This window comes from Citrobacter sp. LJND-P06, from assembly GCF_058188415.1.
The window spans coordinates 1,666,836-1,685,152 of record NZ_CP187317.1; the positions used below are offsets into that span (position 1 = coordinate 1,666,836).

Below are 18,317 nucleotides of genomic sequence, written 5' to 3' on the forward strand. Positions count from 1 at the left end.
TATTCAGGTCGCTAAATTTATGACTGATCAGTCTCATCAGTGCGTCATTATCGGTATCGCTGGCGCGTCCGCTTCCGGCAAAAGTCTCATTGCCAGTACCCTTTATCGTGAGTTGCGTGAACAAGTCGGTGATGCACATATTGGCGTTATTCCCGAAGACAGCTATTACAAAGATCAAAGCCATCTGTCGATGGAAGAGCGCGTAAAAACCAACTATGACCATCCCAACGCGATGGATCACAGCTTGCTGTTTCAACATCTGCAAACGCTTAAACGCGGTTGTCCGATTGAACTGCCGGTGTACAGCTATGTTGAACATACCCGTATGAAAGAAACAGTTCGCGTGGAACCGAAAAAAGTCATCATCCTGGAAGGTATTTTGTTGCTGACGGATGCGCGGTTACGTGAAGAGATGAACTTCTCTATTTTTGTCGATACCCCGCTGGATATTTGCCTGATGCGTCGCATCAAACGCGACGTCAATGAGCGCGGCCGTTCTATGGATTCGGTGATGGCGCAGTATCAGAAAACCGTCCGTCCGATGTTCCTGCAGTTTATCGAACCCTCTAAACAGTATGCGGATATTATCGTGCCGCGCGGCGGTAAGAACCGCATCGCTATCGATATTCTGAAAGCGAAAATCAGTCAGTTCTTTGAATAAGTTCAGCGAATTGTGTACCGTTCAGTGATAACCTGGTTCGCCCTTGACGCACCAGACGTCAAGGGATTGATGCTCAAAAGGAGAAAGTACTATGCGTTTGTGTGACCGAGATATTGAAGCCTGGCTGGATGAAGGCCGTTTGTCGATCAACCCGCGTCCTCCTGTAGAGCGCATCAACGGCGCGACAGTCGATGTGCGCCTGGGCAATAAGTTTCGCACGTTCAGTGGCCACACGGCCGCCTTTATCGACCTGAGTGGCCCTAAAGCGGAAGTGAGCGCCGCGCTGGATCGCGTGATGAGCGATGAAATCGTGCTGGAAGAAGGCGAGGCCTTTTTCCTGCATCCTGGCGAACTGGCGCTGGCGGTGACCTATGAGTCTGTTACGCTGCCGCCGGATCTGGTGGGATGGCTGGACGGTCGTTCTTCGCTGGCGCGTCTGGGGTTGATGGTGCACGTGACTGCGCACCGTATCGATCCCGGCTGGTCGGGTTGTATTGTGCTGGAGTTTTACAATTCCGGGAAATTACCGCTGGCGCTGCGCCCTGGTATGTTGATTGGCGCCCTGAGCTTCGAGCCGCTTTCCGGCCCCGCAGCGCGTCCTTACAATCGTCGTGAAGACGCGAAGTATCGCGATCAACAAGGCGCGGTAGCCAGTCGGATTGATAAAGACTAAGCCTTTTCCGATCCATTGAGGATAGCATGAGACGATTTCTGACGACGCTGATGATCTTACTGGTCGTGCTGGTGGCCGGTTTTTCTGCGTTAGTTATGTTGGTCAATCCAAATGATTTCCGCGCATATATGGTGCAGCAGGTTGCTGCGCGTAGCGGATATCAACTCGAACTGGATGGGTCACTGCGTTGGCATGTCTGGCCGCAGCTTAGCATCCTCTCCGGGCGGATGACCTTAACGGCGCAAGGTGCAAGTGAGCCGTTAATTCGCGCTGACAACATGCGTCTTGACGTCTCTTTATGGCCGCTTTTGAGCCATCAGCTCAATATTGAGCAGGTGATGCTGAAAGGGGCCGTGATCCAACTGACCCCGCAATCGGAAGCGATGCCTGGCAAAGACGCGCCGGTTGCGCCAAAAGACAATACGCTACCGGACATTGCTGAAGATCGCGGTTGGTCGTTTGATATCGCCAGTTTACGCGTGGCAGACAGCGTGCTGGTTTTCCAGCATGAGAACGATGAGCAGGTCACGGTTCGCGATATCCATTTGCAAATGGACCAGGATACCCAACATCGCGGTTCGTTCGAGTTTTCCGGGCGCGTCAACCGTGACCAGCGCGATCTCAACCTTGCCCTGAATGGTACGGTTGATGCTTCTGATTATCCGCATAATCTGGAGGCCTCGATTCAACAGTTTACCTGGCAATTGCAGGGCGCTGATTTACCCAAACAAGGGATTCAGGGGCAAGGACAATTACAGGCACAGTGGCAGGAAGAAGACAAAAAACTCTCTTTTAGCCAGCTTAATTTAACGGCCAATGACAGCACGCTCACCGGAAAAACAGAGATAACGCTCAATGATAAACCGGAATGGGTGATTGACCTTCAGTTTGGCAAGCTCAATCTTGATAATCTTCTCCCGCATAATGAAGAGGTGCCTGGCGCAAACGGTATAACGCAGCAGGGGCAGAGCCAGCCAACGCTCGCAAGACCGGTTATCTCATCACGGATTGATGAACCGGCGTACAGCGGCTTGCACGGTTTTTCTGCGGACATTTCGTTGCAGGCGGCAGATGTCCGTTGGCGGGGCATGGCGTTTACCGATGTTGCTGCCAAAATGTCGAATCAGTCAGGGCTGCTGAATATCGATAAGCTAGAAGGGAAACTCGATGGCGGTCTGGTTTCGCTGCCGGGTGAACTGGATGCCAGGGCGCAGGAACCGCAGGCGGTGTTTCATCCCCGTCTCGAGAATGTTGAGATTGGAACCATTCTTAAAGCCTTTAATTACCCCATCTCTCTGACCGGGAAGATGTCGCTGACCGGGGAGTTCTCTGGCGCGGATATTGATGCGTGGGCGTTTCGCCATAGCTGGCAGGGTCAGGCGCGTGTTGAAATGAACGACACGCAGATGGAAGGGATGAACTTCCAACAGTTGGTGCAACAAGCTGTTGAGCGTAACGGCGGCGATGTGCAATCACAACAAAGCTTCGATAACGCCACGCGTCTGGATCACTTTGAGAGCGATGTCACGCTCAGCAAAGGCGAGCTGACGCTCAACGATATGCAGGGGCAATCCTCGCTGCTGGCGCTTTCCGGTAAAGGGACGTTGGATCTTATCGATCAGACCTGTGACACCGAATTTAATATTAAGGTGCTCGACGGCTGGACAGGGGACAGTAAGCTGGTCACTTTCCTGCAAGAGACGCCGGTTCCGCTCAGGGTTTACGGGAACTGGAATTCACTGAATTACACCCTAAAAGTAGACCAGCTCTTGCGCAAACATATGCAGGATGAAGCGAAACGCCGTCTCAACAACTGGGCGGATCGCAATAAAGATAGCCGTAACGGTAAAGACGTGAAGCAGTTGCTTGATAAGATGTAAGCATTGACCGGATGGCCCCCCATTTTGCGGGCCATCCCGTTTCCATCACACCTCGTAGTCCAGATCTTCCTCATCATGACGCAGCGGAATCAACTGCACCTTTTGCACCCGATGGCTTTCGACCTGTAACGTTTTTAACAGATAATCGCCGACCTGAACTTCTTCACCGGGTTTCGGTACCCGTTGTAGGTATTCCATCAGCAGCCCGGCGATCGTGTGGTATTCACGTTTCTCGTCCAGCGGCAACGGAACATATTGCACAAGGTCTTCCAGCGGCATATGACCATTGGCGGTCCAGGAGCCGTCCGGGTTCTTCTGAATGTCGTGACGGGCGTCGATCTCTTCGACTTCATTGGGCAGGTTCCCGGCAATCGTCTCCATCACATCACTGAGCGTGACAATCCCTTCAACAGAACCAAACTCATCCACCACAAAGGCAAAGTGGGTGCGCGCGTTACGGAACTGCTCCAGGGCGGGAAGCAACGGCAGCGTTTCCGGGAACACCAGCGGCTGGCGGATCAGCGCCCGCAGGTCGAGCGGCTCACCGCGCAGCGATTGCTGTAACAGATCGATGACGTGCACCACGCCAACCAAATCTTCTTGCTCATTTTCTGCGGTGACAACCAGCCGGGTATGCTGATTTTTCTCCAGCAAGGCGCGGACGTCGGCTTCGGGAGCGCTGAGATCGATATGCTCAATGTCGTGACGCGAGGTCATGATACTGCTGACAGTACGTTGATTCAGATTCAGTACTCGCCCAATCATTCGTCGTTCTTGCGGATTGAAGATCTGGCGATTGTCGTGATCCACCAGCATTGAGGCGGTTTGTGCATCCAGTTCGGCGTCTTCTTTTTGCCCGCTCAGCAGGCGCATAACCGCCTCTGTGGTGCGCTGGCGCAAGGTATGGTTCGCAGACAGAAAGCGACGGCGGTTAAAAATCGCCAGTTGGTTAAGGGCTTCAATCATCACCGAGAACCCGATAGCGGCGTACAGATACCCTTTCGGAATGTGGAACCCAAATCCATCAGCCACAAGGCTGAACCCGATCATCAGCAAGAAGCTGAGACACAGAATAACGATAGTCGGGTGGCTATTAACAAAGCGCGTCAGGGACTTGCTGGCAAGCAGCATCAGGCTAATGGCGATAATCACGGCGGCCATCATGACGGCAAGGTGATCGACCATCCCCACGGCGGTGATAACCGAATCGAGCGAGAAGATGGCATCCAGTACTACGATTTGTGCCACCACACCCCAGAACTTTGCCCCCTTCCGCTGAGTGGGATTATCGCTGTCTTTCCCTTCCAGCCTTTCGTTCAGCTCCATGGTGGCTTTAAACAGCAAGAAGAAGCCGCCAAACAGCATAATCAGGTCACGCGCACTGAAGCTAAGCCCATGGATGCTGAAAAGGGGGTTGGTCAACGTGACCAGCCATGAGATTGACGCCAGCAACAGCAGGCGCATGACCATTGCTAACAGCAGCCCGATGATACGCGCACGGTCACGCTGCGCGGGAGGCAGTTTTTCTGCGAGGATAGCAATAAAGACGAGGTTATCAATGCCGAGGACTAACTCAATCACAATAAGCGTGACGAGTCCGGCCCAGATTGACGGATCGGCAATCCATTCCATAGTAAACGTAATACCCCAGGTTATATGACAATTGTCACAATTCGATCATGGATAAAGCTGGGCCAAATTGCAATGCCGTAACGCGATTTCTCTTCCTTTTATATCAACGGGCGCAGCATAAAATTGACGTCAAAATAACCACACTATTTTCGCAGGGAAAGCATAGAGTACGGAATTATATTTAGGATATATCGCAGGTAGTTGTCTAAATTAAATATTGTCAACATCAATAAAATCCTAAAATTATAAACAAACAAGGCTTAATATTAATCTTAAAAAGAGTGAGGGTCGGACTTGTTACCTTGCCTGCTATTACGTTAGCTGCAACAATTCTGGCAGTATTAATGCCCGGCAAAAATATTCTTCAGTGATGAAGCAGACGCTGTCTGTTCTTTATTATTTTCTGCAATGCCAGCTTTGCTGGCAAGAATATAAAAATAAAGAGGATTGCAAAAACTTAAGTGAATCAGTGTATTGGTAGCTAGAAAGCCAAGGGCGGTAGCGTGTCTGGCTGCCGGAAGACGAGCCTCTATTATTCTGTCAATAGCCTGTGGATGAAAGCCGATTTTTTAGGACTGATGCCAGTTAAATTCCTGGTCAATTAACTGCAAGGTAAATATGAACAGGTGAAGTCGCTATTTAAATTGCACAGGATAATTACTCTACCAAAGTGATAAATAATCAATGATGAAATCCAAAATGAAATTGATGCCATTATTGGTGTCGGTAGCCCTGATAAGTGGGTGCACAGTACTTCCGGGCAGCAATATGTCTACGATGGGAAAAGATGTCATCAAACAACAGGACGCTGATTTTGATCTCGACCGAATGGTGAATGTCTATCCGTTAACCCCGCGTTTGGTTGAACAATTACGCCCGCGACCCAACGTGGCGCAACCCAATATGTCGCTGGACCAGGAGATCGCCAGCTACCAGTACCGGGTCGGTGCAGGCGACGTGCTGAATGTGACTGTCTGGGATCACCCGGAACTGACCACCCCGGCGGGGCAGTATCGTAGTTCCAGCGACGCCGGGAACTGGGTGCAGCCTGACGGCACGATGTTTTATCCCTACATTGGCAAAGTCAGCGTGGTCGGAAAAACGCTGGGTGAAATCCGCAGTGATATTACCGGGCGCTTAGCGAAGTACATTGCTGACCCGCAGGTGGACGTTAATATCGCCGCTTTCCGCTCGCAGAAGGCGTATGTCTCCGGGCAGGTGAATAAATCGGGCCAGCAGGCGATCACCAACGTTCCTCTGACCGTCCTCGACGCCATTAATGCTGCTGGCGGTTTAACGGACACCGCCGACTGGCGCAATGTGGTGCTGACTCATAAAGGGCAGGAGCAGCGCATTTCCCTGCAGGCGCTGATGCAAAACGGCGATCTCAGTCAGAATCGACTGCTGTATCCCGGGGACATCCTGTTTGTGCCACGCAATGACGATCTGAAAGTCTTCGTGATGGGCGAAGTGAAGAAACAGAGCACGCTCAAAATGGACTTCAGCGGTATGACGCTGACCGAAGCGCTGGGAACGGCGGAAGGCATCGATCTGACGACCTCCAACGCCAGCGGCATCTTTGTGATCCGTCCGCTGAAAGGCGAGGGCGGGCGTAACGGCAAGATTGCCAATATCTATCAGCTAGATATGTCCGATGCCACGTCTCTGGTGATGGCGACGGAATTCCGTCTGCAACCTTACGACGTGGTTTATGTCACGACCGCGCCGGTGGCTCGCTGGAACCGTCTGATCAATCAGTTGCTGCCGACCATTAGCGGTGTCCGTTACATGACGGATACGGCCAGCGACATTCACACCTGGTAATCGTCATGTTTAACAAAATCTTAGTTGTCTGCGTGGGGAACATTTGCCGTTCCCCAACGGCAGAACGTTTGCTGAAACATTATCACCCCGCGCTGACGGTGGAATCCGCCGGTTTAGGGGCGCTGTCTGGTCATGGGGCCGACCCGGCGGCATTCAGCGTCGCGGCGGCGCATAACCTCTCTTTGGAAGGGCACTGCGCACGTCAGATATCCGGGCGTATGTGCCGCGACTATGACCTGATTCTGACCATGGAAAAACGCCATATTGCCCGGTTATGCGAGATAGCGCCGGAGATGCGCGGCAAAGTGATGTTGTTTGGTCATTGGGACAGTGAACGTGAAATACCCGATCCGTATCGCAAAAGTCGTGATGCGTTTGAAGCGGTGTACTCACTCCTTGAACGGTCTGCCCGCCAGTGGGCGCAGGCACTGAATGCAGAGCAGGGAAAACAATGACAGAAAACGTAAAACAGTCTGCGGCACCCGTAACGGGCAATGATGAAATTGATATTGGCCGTCTGGTGGGAACCGTTATTGAGGCGCGCTGGTGGGTTCTTGGCATCACGGCGGCGTTTGCGCTGTGCGCCAGCATCTACACCCTCTTTGCCACGCCTATCTACAGTGCCGATGCGCTGGTGCAGATTGAGCAGAATAACGGTAACTCACTGGTGCAGGATATCGGCTCGGCGCTGTCGAATAAACCGCCAGCGTCAGACGCAGAAATCCAGCTTATTCAGTCGCGCCTGGTGCTGGGAAAAACGGTGGACGACCTCAATCTGGATATTGCCGTCACCAAAAACAGCTTTCCGCTGTTTGGCACCGGGTGGGATCGCCTGATGGGGCGTCAGAATGACACGGTAAAAGTGACCACGTTCACCCGCCCGAAGGCGATGAATGAGCAGGTGTTTACCCTGCATGTTCTGAGCGACAAAACGTATGAACTGACCAGCGACGGCGGTTTTAGCGCACGGGGTCAGGTGGGACAGTCGCTCAGCAAAGAGGGCGTTACCCTGAACGTTAGCGCGATTCAGGCCGCGCCAGACAGTGAATTCACGGTGACGAAATTCTCCACCCTGGGGATGATCAACACGTTGCAAAACAACCTGACGGTGACGGAAAACGGGAAAGACACGGGCGTATTAAGCCTCAGTTTTACCGGAGAAGACAGAGAGCAGATCCGCGACATTCTTAACAGCATCACCCGCAACTATTTGCAGCAAAATGTTGAGCGCAAATCCGAAGAGGCGGCCAAAAGCCTGGCGTTCCTGGCGAAACAACTGCCTGAAGTCCGGGGCCGTCTGGATATTGCAGAGAACAAACTGAACGCTTTTCGCCAGGACAAAGACTCGGTCGATTTGCCGCTGGAAGCGAAAGCGGTGCTGGATTCGATGGTCAACATCGATGCCCAGTTGAACGAACTGACGTTCAAAGAGGCGGAAATTTCCAAGCTGTACACCAAAGTGCATCCGGCTTACCGCACATTGCTGGAAAAACGCAAGGCGCTGGAAGAGGAAAAAAACAAGCTGAATGGCCGCGTGACGGCGATGCCGAAAACGCAGCAGGAAATTGTCCGTCTGACGCGTGATGTGGAATCCGGCCAGCAGGTCTATATGCAACTGCTGAATAAACAGCAGGAGCTGAAAATCACGGAGGCCAGTACGGTAGGCGATGTCAGGATCGTCGACCCGGCCATCGCACAGCCCGGTGTACTGAAGCCGAAGAAAGCGCTGATTATTCTCGGCAGCATTATTCTCGGCCTGATGCTTTCCATCGTTGGCGTTCTGCTGCGCGCCTTGCTTAATCGAGGGATTGAAAGCCCGCAGGCGCTGGAGGAGAACGGGATCAGCGTCTATGCCAGCATTCCGCTGTCGGAGTGGCAAAAGGCGCACGATAACGTCAAAACCGTTAAAGGCGTTAAGCGCTACAAGCAGAGCCAGTTGCTGGCGGTGGGCAATCCCACTGACCTGGCCGTGGAAGCGGTGCGTAGCCTGCGCACCAGTCTGCACTTCGCCATGATGCAGGCGCAAAACAATGTGCTGATGCTCACCGGCGTGAGTCCTTCCATCGGCAAAACGTTTGTCTGCGCCAACCTGGCGGCGGTCATCAGCCAGACCCATAAACGGGTACTGCTGATCGACTGTGACATGCGCAAGGGCTACACCCATGAACTGCTCGGCACCCATAACACGAATGGGCTATCCGATATTCTGGCGGGAAAAGGGGAGGTCGCCAGCAGTGCGAAACCGACCTCTATCCCGAATTTCGACCTTGTTCCGCGTGGGCAAGTCCCGCCGAATCCCTCCGAATTGCTGATGAACGAACGTTTTGGCGAGCTGATTCGCTGGGCCAGCGCCAACTATGACCTGGTGCTGATTGATACGCCGCCGATACTCGCGGTGACTGACGCCGCCATTGTGGGGCGTCACGCCGGTACCACGCTGATGGTGGCGCGTTACGCCGTCAACACGCTGAAAGAGGTGGAAACCAGCCTGAGCCGCTTTGAACAAAATGGCGTTCCGGTCAAAGGCGTGATCCTCAACTCCATATTCCGCCGGGCATCCGGGTACCAGGATTACGGCTACTACGAATACGAGTACACGTCGGATTCAAAATAAACAATTGTGAGTGGCCTGCTAATTCAGTAGGCCTGATAAGCAAAGCGCCATCAGGCATAGCTGCCGGATGGCGGCGTAAACGCCTTATCCGGCCTACATGCTGTGCCATCAGGAAAAATTCCTCGGGAAACGAGCATGAAAACAGACAACCCATTGATTTCCATTTATATGCCAACCTGGAACCGGCAACAGCTCGCCATCCGGGCGATTAAATCGGTATTGCGCCAGGATTACCGTCACTGGGAGATGATCATCGTGGATGATTGTTCCACCGCGTGGGAACAGTTGCAGAAATTTGTTGAAGGGCTGAACGATCCCCGGGTGCGTTATATTCACAACGACGTCAACTCCGGTGCCTGCGCCGTGCGCAACCAGGCCATCATGCAGGCCAATGGCGCCTACATTACCGGGATTGATGATGATGATGAATGGACGCCGAACCGTCTGAGCGTCTTCCTTGAACACGCGCATCAACTGGTGACGCACGCCTTTTTATATGCCAACGATTATGTCTGTGAGGGCGAGGTTTACTCGCAGCCTGCCAGTTTGCCGTTGTACCCCAAATCGCCGTACTCGCGCCGTTTGTTCTACAAACGCAACATTATTGGCAATCAGGTCTTTACCGGGGCGTGGCGTTTTAAAGAGTGCCTGTTCGATACGTCGCTTTCGGCGGCGCAGGATTATGACATTTTTCTGCGCATGGTCGTCGAATACGGTGAGCCGTGGAAAGTGGAAGAGGCGACGCAAATCCTGCACATCAATCACGGCGAAATGCAGATCACCTCATCGCCAAAAAAATTCTCCGGCTACTTTCATTTTTACCGCAAGCACAAAGACAAATTCGACCGGGCCAGCAAAAAGTACCAGTTGTTTACGTTGTATCAGATCCGCAATAAGCGCATGACATGGCGCACGCTGCTGACGCTCTTATCCGTACGTAACGGCAAACGGCTGGCTGACGGACTGCGGGGGCGCTAAGTATGCTGGAAGATCTACGCGCAAATAGCTGGAGCCTGCGTCCGTGCTGCATGGTACTGGCGTACCGTGTCGCCCATTTCTGCTCTGTCTGGCGCAAAAAAAATGTACTGAACAATCTGTGGGCGGCACCGGTACTGGTGCTATATCGCGTCATCACCGAAGGCTTTTTCGGTTATGAAATACAAGCCGCGGCCACCATTGGCCGCCGATTCACCATCCATCACGGTTATGCGGTGGTGATTAACAAACACGTGGTTGCGGGCGACGATTTTACCCTTCGCCACGGCGTCACTATCGGTAATCGCGGCGCTGACAATATGGCCTGCCCGGTGATTGGCAACGGCGTGGAGCTGGGCGCCAATGTCATTCTGCTCGGCGGCATCACCATTGGTCATAACGTGACGATTGGCGCAGGCAGCGTCGTGCTCGACAGCATTCCGGACAACGCGCTGGTGGTGGGCGAGAAAGCGCGCGTGAGGATCATAAAATGAACATTCTGCAATTTAATGTGCGGCTGGCGGAAGGCGGCGCGGCGGGTGTGGCGTTAGATCTTCACCAGCGCGCGCTGCAAAAAGGGCTGACCTCTCGCTTTGTATACGGGTATGGCAAAGGCGGCAAGAAAAGCGTTAGCCACCACCGCTACCCACACGTCATAAAGCACACTCCGCGCCTAACCTCGATGGCGAACATTGCGCTGTTTCGTGTGTTCAATCGCGATCTGTTCGGCAATCTGAATAATGTATACCGCAGCGTAACCCGCACGCCTGGCCCCGTGGTGCTGCATTTTCATGTGTTGCACAGCTATTGGCTGAATCTTGCTGAAGTCGTGGCGTTCTGCGAAAAAGTCACAAACCACAAGCCCGATGTGACGCTGGTGTGGACGCTGCACGATCACTGGAGCGTTACCGGCCGCTGCGCGTTTACCGACGGCTGCGAGGGGTGGAAGTCGGGCTGTCAGAAATGCCCAACGCTGAGTAACTATCCGCCGGTTAAGGTGGATCGCGCACATGACCTGGTGGACGAAAAGCGTCAGCTATTTCGCGAAATGCTGGCGCTGGGCTGTCAGTTTATCTCTCCCAGCCAGCATGTGGCACAGGCCTTCAATAGTCTGTATGGCGCAGGACGTTGCCGGGTCATCAATAACGGTATTGATGTGGCAACCGAAGCGATTCTCTCAACGTTACCCCCGGTCGTTGAAACCCAGGGTCGTCCGAAGATTGCCATCGTCGCGCATGACTTACGTTATGACGGCAAAACAAATCAACGGTTGATACGCGAGCTAATGGCGCTGGGCGATAAGGTGGAACTGCACACGTTCGGCAAGTTTTCGCCGTTTGAAGGGGCAAACGTCATCAACCACGGTTTTGAAACGGACAAAGGGACGCTGATGAGCGCCCTTAACCAGATGGATGCGTTGCTGTTCAGTTCCCGGGTCGACAACTATCCGCTGATCCTCTGCGAGGCGCTGTCCATCGGTGTCCCGGTTATTGCGACCCACAGCGAGGCCGCGCGGGAAGTCTTGCAAAAATCAGGGGGAAAAACCTTCGCCGAAGAGGAGGTAATGCGGCTGGCGCAACTGAGCAAATCAGCGATCGCGCAGGCGGTATTCGGGAGCACGCTGGCCGCGTTTCGTGAACGCAGTCGTGCGGCGTACAGTGGAAACCAGATGCTGGAGGAGTATGTCTCGTTCTATCAGAATCTGTAGTTATCTACTGTTGCCGCTTATCTATCTGTTGGTTAACGTCAAAATTGCGCAACTGGGCGAAAGTTTTCCCATCACCATCGTCACCTTTTTGCCGGTTCTGCTGCTGTTATTTGTGGAACGCATCAACATAAAAAAACTGATGATCGCGTTAGGTGTAGGGGCAGGGCTGACAGCGTTTAACTATCTGTTTGGTCAGTCGCTGGATGCCAGCAAATACGTGACATCAACCCTGCTGTTTGTCTATATCGTCATCATTATCGGCATGGTCTGGAGCATTCGCTTCAAAACGATTTCACCGCACAACTACCGTAAGATCCTGCGTTTTTTCTACCTGGTGGTGGCGCTGGTGGTGTTGCTTGCCGCCGCCGAAATGGCGCAGATCATTCTCACCGGCGGCAGCAGTTTAATGGAAGGAATTTCGAAATATCTTATTTACAGTAATAGCTATGTTCTGAATTTTATTAAATTCGGGGGCAAGCGAACCACAGCACTGTATTTCGAACCCGCATTTTTTGCTCTGGCGTTAATCTCAATTTGGCTCAGCATCAAACAGTTTGGTATCAAAACACCTAAAACTGATGCTATGATTCTGGCAGGGATAATATTATCAGGATCGTTTTCAGGGGTAATGACATTTATTCTGTTTTACTTACTGGAGTGGGCGTTTCAGTATCTGAATAAGGACGCAATAAAGAAAAAATTACCACTGGCGATAATCTCATTAGCCGTGTTTTTGGTCGGTTTGATATTTGCATTTCCTTACATCTCGACCCGCCTCGGAGATTTAGGTACTGAAGGCTCATCATCCTATTATCGTATTATCGGTCCGTTAGTGATGGTGGGTTATTCGTTGAGCCATGTTGATGGTGTTATCAGATTTGGCTCACTTTATGAATATGTTGCATCATTCGGAATTTTTAACGGTGCAGATGTCGGTAAAACAATAGACAATGGTTTGTATCTGCTGATTATTTATTTTTCCTGGTTCGCGGTGTTATTGACGCTGTGGTACATGTGGAAAGTCTTAAAAATGACATTAAATGCGTTTGGCGATAATCAGAATTTTCGGGTGCAGCTTTATCTTTTTACACCGGTGTCGCTGTTTTTTACTGGTTCGATATTCAGTCCGGAATATGCATTTTTAATTGTGTGTCCGTTTATTTTGCGCAAAGCGCTTAGCGTCTGAATTATCAGACGCAATGTTACGAGGTCATTCACATGTTGCTCAGTATTATCACCGTCGCCTTTCGAAATCGGGAAGGTATCGTCAGAACCCATGCGTCGTTAGCGCATCTGGCGCAGGCGAAGGAGCTCAGCTTCGAGTGGATCGTGGTGGATGGCGGGTCAAACGACGGAACCCGTGAATTTCTCGAAAATCTGAACGGGGATTACCACTTACGCTTTGTTAGCGAGCCGGATAACGGTATCTATGATGCGATGAACAAAGGGATTGAGATGGCGCGCGGTCGTTTTGCGCTGTTCCTCAACTCCGGCGATATTTTTCATCCACAGGCCGCCCGTTTCGTCTGCCAACTGCAATCACAAAAAGATGACCGGATGATTACCGGCGATGCGCTACTGGATTTTGGCGACGGTCATAAAATAAAACGTCGCGCGAAACCCGGTTGGTATATTTATCACAGTTTACCGGCGAGTCATCAGGCGATATTTTTTCCGGTCAGCGGTCTGAAAGTTTGCCGATATGATCTGCAATATAAGGTTTCTTCCGATTATGCGCTGGCCGCCAGAATGTATAAGGACGGATACGCCTTTAAAAAACTGAACGGTCTGGTATCTGAATTTTCAATGGGCGGGGTGTCCACCACGAATAATCTGGAATTATGCCAGGACGCGAAGAAAGTGCAGCGCCAGATATTACGCGTGCCGGGTTTTTGGGCTGAATTGTCATGGCACTTACGTCTGCGCACAACGGGTAAAACGAAGACCTTATATCACAAAACATAAATATAAGGAGATGTGATGCAGGATCTCAGTGGGTTTTCTGTGCCAAAAGGATTCCGGGGCAGCAGTGCAATCAAAGTGCAATTATGGTGGGCGGTACAGGCGACATTATTTGCATGGTCGCCACAGGTGATGTATCGCTGGCGTGCATTTTTATTACGCGTATTTGGCGCAAAAATCGGAAAAAACGCAGTAATTAGACCGTCAGTGAAAATTACCTACCCGTGGAAATTAACCCTGGGAGATTATGCCTGGGTTGGGGATGACGCGGTTTTATATACCCTGGGTGATATTACGATAGGTGCGCATTCTGTTATTTCGCAGAAAAGTTATTTGTGCACCGGGAGTCACGATCACCGCAGTCAACATTTTGATATTAACGCCACACCGATTGTGATTGGCGAGAGGTGCTGGCTGGCGACGGATGTTTTCGTTGCCCCTGGCATCACCATCGGCGACGGCACCGTGGTTGGTGCTCGCAGCAGTGTTTTTACGTCGCTACAGGCAAACGTAATTTGTCGTGGCAATCCGGCAGTGGTGATACGCGCACGCGTTCAGGCTGAATAATTTCTACTAAGTACAGAAGGAAAACAGACATGTCAAAAGTCGCTCTCATTACTGGCGTCACCGGGCAGGACGGTTCTTACCTGGCAGAGCTTCTCCTGGAGAAAGGCTACGAAGTGCACGGTATCAAGCGCCGCGCATCGTCGTTCAACACCGAACGTGTGGACCACATCTATCAAGACCCACACGCCAGCAATCCGAAATTCCATCTGCACTATGGCGATCTGACGGACTCCTCCAACCTGACGCGCATTTTGCAGGAAGTGCAGCCCGATGAAGTCTACAACCTGGGGGCGATGAGCCACGTCGCGGTATCTTTTGAATCGCCAGAATATACCGCCGACGTCGATGCGATGGGGACGCTGCGCCTGCTGGAAGCGATCCGCTTCCTCGGTCTGGAAAAGAAAACGCGTTTCTACCAGGCCTCCACCTCGGAGCTGTATGGCCTGGTGCAGGAAATTCCGCAGAAAGAAACCACGCCGTTCTATCCGCGTTCTCCGTATGCGGTCGCCAAACTGTACGCCTACTGGATAACCGTCAACTACCGTGAATCCTACGGGATCTACGCCTGTAACGGCATTTTGTTTAACCATGAATCGCCGCGCCGTGGCGAAACCTTTGTGACCCGCAAAATTACCCGCGCGATCGCCAATATCGCCCAGGGGCTGGAGTCGTGTCTGTACCTCGGCAATATGGACTCTCTGCGTGACTGGGGCCATGCCAAAGACTACGTCAAAATGCAGTGGATGATGCTACAGCAGGAGAAACCGGAAGACTTCGTGATCGCCACCGGCGTGCAGTACTCCGTTCGTCAGTTCGTTGAAATGGCGGCAGGACAACTGGGGATCAAACTGCGTTTCGAAGGGGAAGGCGTGGACGAGAAAGGCATCGTTGTCTCGGTGACGGGTCATGATGCGCTGGGCGTTAACGTCGGTGATGTGATTGTGGCGGTTGACCCGCGTTATTTCCGCCCTGCGGAAGTGGAAACCCTGCTGGGCGATCCTTCCCGCGCACACCAAAAACTGGGCTGGAAGCCAGAAATTACTCTGCAGCAGATGGTGTCCGAGATGGTCGCAAACGATCTGGAAGCGGCGAAGAAGCACTCACTGCTGAAATCTCATGGTTACGAGGTTGCGATCGCGCTGGAGTCCTGAGGATGATGAAACAACGTATTTTTGTGGCGGGCCATCGCGGGATGGTGGGCTCCGCCATTGTCAGACAACTGGAACAGCGCGGCGATGTGGAACTGGTATTGCGCACCCGCGACGAGCTGAACCTGCTGGATAGCAAAGCGGTGCAGGCGTTCTTCGCTGATGCGCGTCTTGATCAGGTGTATCTGGCGGCGGCGAAGGTGGGCGGTATTGTGGCGAACAACACGTACCCGGCGGATTTCATTTATGAAAACATGATGATAGAGAGCAACATCATCCACGCCGCGCATTTGCATAACGTCAATAAGCTGCTGTTCCTCGGCTCATCCTGCATTTATCCAAAACTGGCAACACAGCCGATGGCGGAAAGCGAATTGTTGCAGGGGACGCTTGAGGCGACTAACGAGCCGTACGCCATCGCCAAGATTGCCGGGATCAAGCTGTGCGAGTCCTATAACCGCCAGTATCACCGCGACTATCGTTCGGTGATGCCGACCAATCTGTACGGTTCGCATGACAACTTCCACCCGAGCAATTCCCACGTGATCCCGGCGCTGCTACGTCGTTTTCATGAAGCGACGGTACAGAATGCGGCGGATGTGGTGGTGTGGGGCAGCGGTACGCCGATGCGTGAGTTTCTGCACGTGGATGACATGGCGGCGGCCAGTATCCATGTTATGGAACTCGACCGCGAAGTCTGGCAGGAGAATACCCAGCCGATGCTGTCGCATATCAACGTCGGTACTGGCGTGGATTGCACTATTCGTGAACTGGCGCAAACCATCGCGAAGGTGGTGGGCTACAAAGGTCGCGTGGTGTTTGACGCCACGCAACCGGATGGCACCCCGCGCAAACTGCTCGACGTCACCCGTCTGCACCAGCTTGGTTGGTATCACGAGATCTCGCTGGAAGCGGGCCTTGCCAGCACGTACCAGTGGTTCCTTGAGAACCAACACCGGTTTCGGGGGTAAGCATGTTTTTACGTCAGGACGATTTTGCCACCGTGGTGCGTTCCACACCGTTGATTTCCATTGATTTGATTGTGGAAAACGCGTGCGGAGAATTTCTGCTGGGCAAACGCCTCAACCGGCCCGCGCAGGGCGACTGGTTTGTGCCAGGCGGTCGGGTGCAAAAAGATGAGCCGCTGCACGCGGCCTTCGAACGCCTGACGCAGGCTGAACTGGGCTTACGTTTACCGATCTCCGCAGGCGAATTTTATGGTGTCTGGCAGCACTTCTATGACGATAACTTCTCGGAAGAGGCCTTCTCGACCCATTACGTTGTGCTCGGTTTTCGATTACGTGTTCAGGAAGGCGACCTTCAGTTACCGGATGCTCAACACGATGCCTACCGTTGGCTGACGCCCGCGGCGTTGCTGGCAAGCAAAGACGTGCATGACAACACTCGCGCCTACTTTATGCCGGAACGCCAGGCTGAGGCGCCGGGATTATGAAAATTTTGGTGTACGGCATCAACTACTCGCCAGAACTGACCGGCATCGGCAAGTACACCGGTGAGATGGTGGAGTGGATGGCGCGTGAAGGCCATGAGGTTCGGGTGATCACCGCGCCGCCTTACTACCCGCAATGGAAAGTCGGCGAGCGCTACTCTGGCTGGCGTTATCGCCGGGAAGAGGGCGATGCCACTGTCTGGCGTTGCCCGCTGTACGTGCCAAAGCAACCGTCAACGCTGAAGCGTCTGCTGCATTTGGGCAGCTTTGCGCTGAGCAGCTTTTTCCCGTTACTGGCGCAACGGCGCTGGAAGCCGGATCGCATTATTGGCGTGGTGCCCACGCTGTTTTGCACGCCGGGGATGCGTCTGCTGGCGAAACTCTCCGGCGCACGCACGCTGTTGCATATTCAGGATTACGAAGTGGACGCGATGCTAGGCCTCGGTCTGGCGGGAAAAGGTAAAGCGGGGAGAGTGGCGAAACTGGCGACCGCTTTCGAACGTAGCGGCCTGCATCACGTTGACAACGTCTCCACTATCTCCCGCTCAATGATGAATAAAGCGCAAGAAAAAGGGGTGGCGGCAGAGAAGATCATTTTCTTTCCAAACTGGTCGGAAGTGGCCCGTTTTCGCGACGTGAGCGACGACGATGCCCGCGCACTGCGCGCGCAGCTTGAACTTCCGCTTGATCACAAAATCATTCTCTACTCCGGCAACATTGGCGAAAAACAGGGGCTGGAAAACGTGATTGAAGCTGCTTTTCGTTTGCGCGAACAGCCGCTGATGTTTGTGATTGTCGGCCAGGGTGGCGGTAAAGCGCGGCTGGAAAAAATGGCCCGTGAACGCGGCCTGAAGAACATCAAATTCTTCCCGCTGCAGCCTTACGCCGCGTTACCTGCGCTGCTGAAAATGGGCGACTGCCATCTGGTGGTGCAAAAGCGCGGCGCGGCAGACGCAGTGTTGCCCTCCAAACTCACCAATATTCTGGCGGTGGGCGGCAATGCGGTGATCACCGCAGAAGCGGATACCGAACTGGGCCAGCTCTGCGATCGCTATCCGGGCATCGCGGTTTGCGTGGAACCCGAATCGGTTGACGCGCTGGTGAGCGGCATTATGCACGCGCTCGCGATGCCCGAAAACAACACGGTGGCACGTGACTATGCCGAACGCACGCTCGATAAAGAGAACGTGTTACGTCAATTTATTGCAGATATTCGGGATTAA

At 52.9% G+C, this 18,317-nt stretch carries 17 protein-coding genes; 16 read left to right on the top strand and 1 reads right to left on the bottom strand.

Going from position 1 to position 18,317, the window contains the following annotated elements:
• Window positions 1-19 precede the first annotated feature (19 nt).
• The 3 genes from udk to asmA all read left to right on the top strand — a co-directional run bounded on the left by udk (window position 20) and on the right by asmA (window position 3,214).
• Window positions 20-661 carry a uridine kinase gene (gene udk, locus ACO7SM_RS07935; protein ID WP_271445020.1) on the top strand — a complete coding sequence of 214 codons (642 nt, stop codon included), beginning with the start codon at window positions 20-22 and terminating at the stop codon, window positions 659-661.
• 91 nt (window positions 662-752) lie between these two features.
• A complete protein-coding gene (gene dcd / locus ACO7SM_RS07940) occupies window positions 753-1,334 on the top strand; it encodes a dCTP deaminase (protein ID WP_276294671.1) in 582 nt (193 codons plus the stop codon).
• Window positions 1,335-1,360: 26 nt separating this feature from the next.
• Window positions 1,361-3,214, top strand: a complete 1,854-nt coding sequence (asmA, locus tag ACO7SM_RS07945) for an outer membrane assembly protein AsmA (protein WP_490470372.1) — start codon at window positions 1,361-1,363, stop codon at window positions 3,212-3,214.
• Window positions 3,215-3,259: 45 nt separating this feature from the next.
• Here asmA and ACO7SM_RS07950 read toward each other — a convergent pair whose 3' ends face one another.
• Complete coding sequence (locus tag ACO7SM_RS07950; protein ID WP_490470373.1) at window positions 3,260-4,846, bottom strand: TerC family protein; 1,587 nt, start codon at window positions 4,844-4,846, stop codon at window positions 3,260-3,262.
• Window positions 4,847-5,530: 684 nt separating this feature from the next.
• On the opposite strand from ACO7SM_RS07950, the gene ACO7SM_RS07955 reads away from it, so the two are divergent.
• The 13 genes from ACO7SM_RS07955 to wcaI all read left to right on the top strand — a co-directional run bounded on the left by ACO7SM_RS07955 (window position 5,531) and on the right by wcaI (window position 18,317).
• Window positions 5,531-6,670: a polysaccharide export protein gene (locus ACO7SM_RS07955; RefSeq protein ID WP_490470374.1), complete on the top strand. Its 1,140-nt coding sequence runs from the start codon at window positions 5,531-5,533 to the stop codon at window positions 6,668-6,670.
• 5 nt (window positions 6,671-6,675) lie between these two features.
• Window positions 6,676-7,125 (top strand): low molecular weight protein-tyrosine-phosphatase Wzb, encoded by a 450-nt coding sequence (gene wzb / locus ACO7SM_RS07960; protein WP_490470375.1) that lies wholly within the window; start codon window positions 6,676-6,678, stop codon window positions 7,123-7,125.
• Window positions 7,122-9,284: a tyrosine-protein kinase Wzc gene (gene wzc, locus ACO7SM_RS07965; RefSeq protein ID WP_490470376.1), complete on the top strand. Its 2,163-nt coding sequence runs from the start codon at window positions 7,122-7,124 to the stop codon at window positions 9,282-9,284. Before wzb ends, wzc begins: the two co-directional genes overlap by 4 nt.
• Window positions 9,285-9,419: 135 nt before the next feature.
• Window positions 9,420-10,262: a colanic acid biosynthesis glycosyltransferase WcaA gene (gene wcaA / locus ACO7SM_RS07970; RefSeq protein WP_490470377.1), complete on the top strand. Its 843-nt coding sequence runs from the start codon at window positions 9,420-9,422 to the stop codon at window positions 10,260-10,262.
• 2 nt (window positions 10,263-10,264) lie between these two features.
• Complete coding sequence (gene wcaB / locus ACO7SM_RS07975) at window positions 10,265-10,753, top strand: colanic acid biosynthesis acetyltransferase WcaB (protein WP_490470378.1); 489 nt, start codon at window positions 10,265-10,267, stop codon at window positions 10,751-10,753.
• Complete coding sequence (gene wcaC, locus ACO7SM_RS07980; protein WP_490470379.1) at window positions 10,750-11,967, top strand: colanic acid biosynthesis glycosyltransferase WcaC; 1,218 nt, start codon at window positions 10,750-10,752, stop codon at window positions 11,965-11,967. Before wcaB ends, wcaC begins: the two co-directional genes overlap by 4 nt.
• Entirely contained in the window at window positions 11,942-13,153 is a 1,212-nt protein-coding gene (wcaD, locus tag ACO7SM_RS07985; protein ID WP_490470380.1) for a colanic acid polymerase WcaD, read from the top strand. Before wcaC ends, wcaD begins: the two co-directional genes overlap by 26 nt.
• A 32-nt stretch (window positions 13,154-13,185) precedes the next feature.
• Window positions 13,186-13,932 carry a colanic acid biosynthesis glycosyltransferase WcaE gene (wcaE, locus tag ACO7SM_RS07990; protein WP_490470381.1) on the top strand — a complete coding sequence of 249 codons (747 nt, stop codon included), beginning with the start codon at window positions 13,186-13,188 and terminating at the stop codon, window positions 13,930-13,932.
• A 15-nt stretch (window positions 13,933-13,947) separates the two neighbouring features.
• Window positions 13,948-14,496 (top strand): colanic acid biosynthesis acetyltransferase WcaF, encoded by a 549-nt coding sequence (gene wcaF / locus ACO7SM_RS07995; RefSeq protein ID WP_490470382.1) that lies wholly within the window; start codon window positions 13,948-13,950, stop codon window positions 14,494-14,496.
• 29 nt (window positions 14,497-14,525) lie between these two features.
• Window positions 14,526-15,647 (top strand): GDP-mannose 4,6-dehydratase, encoded by a 1,122-nt coding sequence (gene gmd / locus ACO7SM_RS08000; RefSeq protein ID WP_490470383.1) that lies wholly within the window; start codon window positions 14,526-14,528, stop codon window positions 15,645-15,647.
• Between the two features lie 2 nt (window positions 15,648-15,649).
• Window positions 15,650-16,615 (top strand): GDP-L-fucose synthase, encoded by a 966-nt coding sequence (fcl, locus tag ACO7SM_RS08005; RefSeq protein ID WP_490470384.1) that lies wholly within the window; start codon window positions 15,650-15,652, stop codon window positions 16,613-16,615.
• A 2-nt stretch (window positions 16,616-16,617) separates the two neighbouring features.
• A complete protein-coding gene (locus tag ACO7SM_RS08010) occupies window positions 16,618-17,097 on the top strand; it encodes a GDP-mannose mannosyl hydrolase (protein WP_490470385.1) in 480 nt (159 codons plus the stop codon).
• The gene (gene wcaI / locus ACO7SM_RS08015; RefSeq protein WP_490470386.1) at window positions 17,094-18,317 is read left to right on the top strand and encodes a colanic acid biosynthesis fucosyltransferase WcaI; all 1,224 of its coding nucleotides are present in this window, start codon (window positions 17,094-17,096) and stop codon (window positions 18,315-18,317) included. Before ACO7SM_RS08010 ends, wcaI begins: the two co-directional genes overlap by 4 nt.

Excerpts from the sequence above, each read along its gene's own strand:
- wzb (WP_490470375.1), top strand. The coding sequence starts at position 6,676 with ATGTTTAACAAAATCTTAGTTGTCTGCGTGGGGAACATTTGCCGTTCC.
- ACO7SM_RS07955 (WP_490470374.1), top strand. The coding sequence starts at position 5,531 with ATGATGAAATCCAAAATGAAATTGATGCCATTATTGGTGTCGGTAGCC.
- wcaB (WP_490470378.1), top strand. The coding sequence starts at position 10,265 with ATGCTGGAAGATCTACGCGCAAATAGCTGGAGCCTGCGTCCGTGCTGC.
- udk (WP_271445020.1), top strand. The coding sequence starts at position 20 with ATGACTGATCAGTCTCATCAGTGCGTCATTATCGGTATCGCTGGCGCG.
- wcaD (WP_490470380.1), top strand. The coding sequence starts at position 11,942 with ATGTCTCGTTCTATCAGAATCTGTAGTTATCTACTGTTGCCGCTTATC.
- ACO7SM_RS07950 (WP_490470373.1), bottom strand. The coding sequence starts at position 4,846 with ATGGAATGGATTGCCGATCCGTCAATCTGGGCCGGACTCGTCACGCTT.
- wzc (WP_490470376.1), top strand. The coding sequence starts at position 7,122 with ATGACAGAAAACGTAAAACAGTCTGCGGCACCCGTAACGGGCAATGAT.
- wcaF (WP_490470382.1), top strand. The coding sequence starts at position 13,948 with ATGCAGGATCTCAGTGGGTTTTCTGTGCCAAAAGGATTCCGGGGCAGC.
- wcaE (WP_490470381.1), top strand. The coding sequence starts at position 13,186 with ATGTTGCTCAGTATTATCACCGTCGCCTTTCGAAATCGGGAAGGTATC.
- wcaC (WP_490470379.1), top strand. The coding sequence starts at position 10,750 with ATGAACATTCTGCAATTTAATGTGCGGCTGGCGGAAGGCGGCGCGGCG.
- ACO7SM_RS08010 (WP_490470385.1), top strand. The coding sequence starts at position 16,618 with ATGTTTTTACGTCAGGACGATTTTGCCACCGTGGTGCGTTCCACACCG.
- dcd (WP_276294671.1), top strand. The coding sequence starts at position 753 with ATGCGTTTGTGTGACCGAGATATTGAAGCCTGGCTGGATGAAGGCCGT.
- fcl (WP_490470384.1), top strand. The coding sequence starts at position 15,650 with ATGATGAAACAACGTATTTTTGTGGCGGGCCATCGCGGGATGGTGGGC.
- wcaI (WP_490470386.1), top strand. The coding sequence starts at position 17,094 with ATGAAAATTTTGGTGTACGGCATCAACTACTCGCCAGAACTGACCGGC.
- wcaA (WP_490470377.1), top strand. The coding sequence starts at position 9,420 with ATGAAAACAGACAACCCATTGATTTCCATTTATATGCCAACCTGGAAC.
- gmd (WP_490470383.1), top strand. The coding sequence starts at position 14,526 with ATGTCAAAAGTCGCTCTCATTACTGGCGTCACCGGGCAGGACGGTTCT.
- asmA (WP_490470372.1), top strand. The coding sequence starts at position 1,361 with ATGAGACGATTTCTGACGACGCTGATGATCTTACTGGTCGTGCTGGTG.